Genomic DNA, 4,286 nt, shown 5'->3' on the forward strand with positions numbered 1-4,286 from the left:
TCGTCATATTTAGCTGACTGGCAAGACTGGGATTCTTTTCCCATAGGATTAATGACATACAAGTTAAAAAAACAGTAACAAAATTTGCTAAATAGATAATTTGATTCATGGTTCTTTTCAAGTTATTTAGAAATCAAATTTGATCAAAGAGGACAAATTATTAAAGCCTTTCGAAAAGGTTTTAACTTAGTTCCCAATGAAAAAAGACCTCCAACTCAGAGTCGAGGGGAGATCTAACTTATTTTTATGGAGTTTGATGGTTTACTTCTGTATTTTTCTAGAAGTAGATGGTGCCACCCCACCGTTCATCCAATTTGGGAGCAATAAGGGTGTAACCAGCCACATCAAAGATGTCATCTTCGGTGTAATTTCTCATTTCTGGGTAAATGTCAGGACGGGAAATATTGGGGTGTAATTCCGAATAGTCATCTTCACCGTCATAACTCTTGGGATTTTTGAGATATTCTACCAAGGCCAGGACGTTATCCCGACGGGGTTCAGCACCGGCCAAGTCTACCAACCCTAAACTGACGTTATTGTTAGTTTTGGTTTTACCCTGGAGGTGACATTGGGTACAGGTGTCCACAAAAATCTTTTGGCCGTTGGTGAACTGGCGGGCGGTTAAAGTTGTGGTGCCACCGGCCTCATCTAGGGCAATGGTGCGGGTGCTTTCGGTCAACTCCACCGCATTGGCACTGCCAGCCATGGTATTAAACAAAAATAGGACAGAGGCGATCGCCACCAGAAAAAAGCGTTTCACAAAGGTTCTCCTCAAACTGTTGGTATAAGGGGTGAGAAAGGTAATCGGTCAATTCTCAATCTTTTTTTAAAAATAGGGTTTTAATCAAGTGTGCCAAGAAAATCGAGGGTTTTTGATCGGTCAGTATGGTGATAGGGGCCATAGCAATGGTCTGACAGTGTTAGGAACTAGAAATTGTCCCCTTCCCCAGCGGCTGATTGTTGACGGTGCAAAATTTGCATAATTACCGCCTTCGCATCCTCCAGGGCCAGATTAGTTTCTTGGTTTTTGTAGGCTATGCCGAGTTGGTCGCACAGGTCAAAGACCGATTGCACAGTCAGATCGTACTCCGTGGCAATGGACTGAATCGACAGATCCGCAAACCCCATAAAATTTAATTGCTATGGTTTACCGAAAGATTGAGTGGTATAACTATCATGCCATTGTAAGTTCCCTTTGCCACAGCCTCCCTCCGGCGATCGCCGACAGATTTACTCCGCAGGGCGCTATGGCCGGGGTAAATTGGGTTGGAAATTGCAGTTTTCGGAGGAAGATAGGGCGGAATTTGGTTAAAATCGCCACCCCAGGACAGGGAAATGTTGATTAAGATATATGAAGCTAAGCCCCATTTACCCCCCAACAAGCTTTGTCCACTGCCTATCTGTTGGTTGCCCACGGTAGCCGTGATCCCCGTCCCCAGATCGCCCTCGATCGCCTAACTTATCTAGTGGGTCAGTTTTTGCGCCCCCGTTCCGCCGCAGGAAAAAAGGCCCTGATCAAGCGCCATGGCATGGCAACTTTGGGGCGTTACCCTGGGGGATCGTTGACCACTGTTAGCCAGGACAATAGTTCCAAGTCCCCAGCCCAGGTATTTAGCGCCAGTTTGGAAGCCCAAGCCCTGCCCCTCCATCAACAATTGGTCAACCTTGCTAGGGATTTGATTCCCCAAGGGGTGAAAAAAATTGCCGTTATGCCCCTCTTCCTACTCATGGGGGTGCACACCTGCGAAGATTTACCCCGGGAAATTGCCCAAGCTCAAGTCCTATTGGGCAATAGCATCTCCATTGATTGCTTACCAATTTTAGGGGTTTACCCCTGGCTACCCGCTCTGCTAGATAAGTGTTTTACCCAGTACCAAAGCCAACCCCAGGCCGAAAGAATTTTATTAGCCCACGGTAGCAAACGGGCCGGTGGTAATTTGGCGATCGCCACGGTGGCGGAAAAATTAGGGGCCAGGGCGGCCTATTGGAAAGGGGGCGTCAGTTTGGATACTGTCCTGGGGGAAATTAAGACAGCGGGGGAAGTGGTGATTTTGCCTTACTTTTTATTTGCTGGGGGATTGACAGATCTAATCAGGCAAGAGCAGGAGCAACTCCAATCGGTCCATGGTCAGCTCCGCCTTAAATTGGGAGAACCCCTAGGGCCCCAACCATTACTGGCCCAGTTAATTGCCACGGAGCTACAGCGTTTTAACGTGTTTTAACTAGGGGGTAACAAATTCTTTAAGTCCATGGCCCAGTCCTGGGCTGTCAGGGTGATGGCCCGCCCTTCCCCTTGGTGACGCAGTTCAATTTGTAAATATTGGTTTGGTAGTTGGGGGAGTCTTTCCGGCCACTCCACAGCGGTAATACCCAAGGGAAAATCTTCCCCCTGCCAATATTGTTCTGGGTATAAATATTCGACTTCAAGGGAATTAAGTCGATACAAATCCAGATGGTAAAGGGGCATCTTGCCTTCCCGATACTCATTAACAATGGTGAAAGTAGGACTGACAATTTCCCCTACAATGCCCAAACCCCGACCAAGGCCCTGGACTAAGCTGGTTTTCCCGGCCCCCAAGTCCCCCTGCAACAAAATAATGGTGCCCAGGGGTAGCCGTTGAGCCAATTGTTGCCCCCATTGGTGGGACGCATTTAGGTCGGGAAGAAAAAATTGCATAGAGTTTTCATTCATCGGCAAATGGGAGAAAGTTTAAAGGTATTGGGCAAGTTTGATCTGGATTACCCCGCCTGGAAAATGTTGACCCCTAGTCCTACCAAAATTTGTTAAGCTTTGTATCTAATTAGAGCCAATCTGTAACATTTTTTGACAGATCCAGTCTAGGCGTTCACCCTTTCCCTACTCCGCCATTATGCCCAACCTAGAGTCCGCCGTTGTTGTCCCCACCTCCGAGGCGATCGCCGTTGACCTGAAACAGCTAGAAGGAAAATTGGCTCCGGCGGATAATTTTTTGGAGCGTCACCTAGGGCCCGGCGAAACGGAACAGCAGCAGATGCTCCAGGCGTTGGGTTTTGATGCATTGGGGGATTTGATTGACCAAGCAGTGCCCCCGGCCATTCGTCTCTCCCGGTCCTTAAAACTGCCCGCTTCCCAGGGTGAGTATGGGGCGATCGCCCAGTTGAAATCCATTGCTTCCAAAAATCAAGTTTTTCGTTCCTACATTGGCATGGGGTATTACGACACCATCACCCCGCCGGTTATTCAACGGAACATTTTAGAAAATCCCGGCTGGTACACAGCCTATACCCCCTACCAAGCAGAAATTGCCCAGGGTCGTTTGGAAGCGTTGTTGAATTTTCAGACCATGGTGATGGATTTAACCGGGTTGGAAATTGCCAATGCTTCTCTGTTGGATGAGGGTACCGCCGCCGCCGAAGCCATGGCCCTGAGTTATGGAGTGAGTAAAAGCAAAGCTAATGCTTTTTTTGTTGCCCAGGATTGCCATCCCCAAACCATTGCAGTGATTAAAACCAGAGCTAATCCCCTCGGCATTGACGTGATTGTGGGCGATCACCGCACCTTTTCCTTCTCCACGCCCATTTTCGGCGCTTTACTGCAATACCCCGCCACCGATGGGGCCATCTATGATTACCGCAGTTTCATTGACCAAGCCCATCAACACCAAGCCTTGGTTACCCTGGCCGCCGATCCTTTCAGTCTCACCCTGCTGACTCCCCCCGGTGAATTGGGGGCCGATATTGCGGTGGGCAGTACCCAGCGGTTTGGCATTCCCTTGGGCTACGGTGGGCCCCACGCCGCCTACTTTGCCACCAAGGCCGAATATCAACGGAAAATGCCGGGGCGCATTGTGGGGGTTTCTAAGGATGTCCATGGTAATCCCGCTCTCCGCTTAGCTCTGCAAACCAGGGAACAACATATCCGTCGGGACAAGGCCACCAGCAATATCTGTACTGCCCAAGTTCTCTTGGCGGTGATGGCTTCCATGTACGGAGTGTACCATGGCTCCACGGGGTTAAAAAATATTGCCCTGAGAATTCACCAGTTGACAGCCCTATTGGCGATTGGTTTAAAGCGGTTAAATTACAGCCTCAATAACGATTACTTCTTCGATACTCTACGGGTGGGGGTAGGGGAACAGAGTGCCCCAGCCATTTTGAAAGCAGCGGAAGTGCGGGGGATTAATCTGCGGCCCCTGGCCCCTGGGGAAGTGGGCATTAGCTTAGATGAAACAGTGACAGTGCAGGATCTGCTCGATCTGTGGCAAATTTTTGCTGGCAAGGATGATTTACCCTTTACGCCCGCAGAA

The 4,286-nt window shown here is 49.2% G+C and carries 4 protein-coding genes and 1 pseudogene; 2 read left to right on the forward strand and 3 right to left on the reverse strand.

Going from position 1 to position 4,286, the window contains the following annotated elements; translation table 11 throughout:
• Positions 1 to 277: 277 nt before the first annotated feature.
• Positions 278 to 760 (reverse strand): photosystem II cytochrome c-550, encoded by a 483-nt coding sequence (gene psbV / locus IQ219_RS17265; RefSeq protein WP_190599628.1) that lies wholly within the window; start codon positions 758 to 760, stop codon positions 278 to 280.
• A gap of 167 nt (positions 761 to 927) precedes the next feature.
• Entirely contained in the window at positions 928 to 1,128 is a 201-nt protein-coding gene (locus IQ219_RS17270) for a translation initiation factor IF-2 (protein ID WP_190599627.1), read from the reverse strand.
• A 257-nt stretch (positions 1,129 to 1,385) separates the two neighbouring features.
• On the opposite strand from IQ219_RS17270, the gene IQ219_RS17275 reads away from it, so the two are divergent.
• Positions 1,386 to 2,222: a sirohydrochlorin chelatase gene (locus tag IQ219_RS17275; protein WP_228017275.1), complete on the forward strand. Its 837-nt coding sequence runs from the start codon at positions 1,386 to 1,388 to the stop codon at positions 2,220 to 2,222.
• Here IQ219_RS17275 and tsaE read toward each other — a convergent pair.
• Complete coding sequence (tsaE, locus tag IQ219_RS17280) at positions 2,219 to 2,692, reverse strand: tRNA (adenosine(37)-N6)-threonylcarbamoyltransferase complex ATPase subunit type 1 TsaE (RefSeq protein ID WP_194073429.1); 474 nt, start codon at positions 2,690 to 2,692, stop codon at positions 2,219 to 2,221. The two genes, IQ219_RS17275 and tsaE, sit on opposite strands and share 4 nt — an antisense overlap.
• Positions 2,693 to 2,870: 178 nt before the next feature.
• On the opposite strand from tsaE, the pseudogene IQ219_RS17285 reads away from it, so the two are divergent.
• Positions 2,871 to 4,286: pseudogene (locus tag IQ219_RS17285) on the forward strand (glycine dehydrogenase (aminomethyl-transferring)); the annotation flags it as partial.

The organism is Synechocystis sp. LEGE 06083 (assembly GCF_015207725.1).
GTDB lineage: Bacteria > Cyanobacteriota > Cyanobacteriia > Cyanobacteriales > Microcystaceae > Synechocystis > Synechocystis salina.

Coding starts and splice junctions, on each gene's coding strand:
- tsaE (WP_194073429.1), bottom strand. CDS start 2,692: ATGAATGAAAACTCTATGCAATTTTTTCTTCCCGACCTAAATGCGTCC.
- IQ219_RS17270 (WP_190599627.1), bottom strand. CDS start 1,128: ATGGGGTTTGCGGATCTGTCGATTCAGTCCATTGCCACGGAGTACGAT.